We start from the raw sequence: 437 nt of genomic DNA on the forward strand, positions 1-437 counted from the left end.
ACCACATTGGCTGTCTGCAAGGTTTCTTCTCGGTTCTGTTTCAGACGTTGTTTGGCCCCTGCCAGCGTCATCCCTTTTTCCTTCACAAGGTGATACACCAGCCGAATGTTTTCGATGTCTTCCTTCCGGTACTGACGGACATTTCCTCCCGTCTTTTTAGGAGAAATCATCGGATACTCCTTTTCCCAATAACGCAGCAGCGATTCATTCACATCGAACATCTTTGCCACTTCACTGATGGAATAATATAGTTTCAGTTCTTTTTCTGTTTTCAAAGCCATACGTCATTTTTCTTTAATCGAATACCCGTCCGTGATTTGCGGCCAGTTCAATCATCTTCTCATACTCATCCGCATCCAAGTCCATGAAATAATAGTTGACCGGATTGACAATCTTGCCTTTCACCCGCACCTCATAATGCAAATGAGGTCCTGTAC

1 protein-coding gene is annotated in these 437 nt (G+C 44.2%); it reads right to left on the reverse strand.

The genetic code is table 11. From position 1 onward, the window contains the following. Positions 1-281: MerR family transcriptional regulator (locus H9X80_RS08980; protein ID WP_204794001.1), on the reverse strand; the 281-nt coding region annotated here is incomplete at its 3' end. Positions 282-437: the final 156 nt, after the last annotated feature.

It is taken from the genome of Olsenella profusa (assembly GCF_016900315.1).
In the GTDB taxonomy this organism is placed as follows: Bacteria; Actinomycetota; Coriobacteriia; order Coriobacteriales; family Atopobiaceae; genus Thermophilibacter; species Thermophilibacter profusus_A.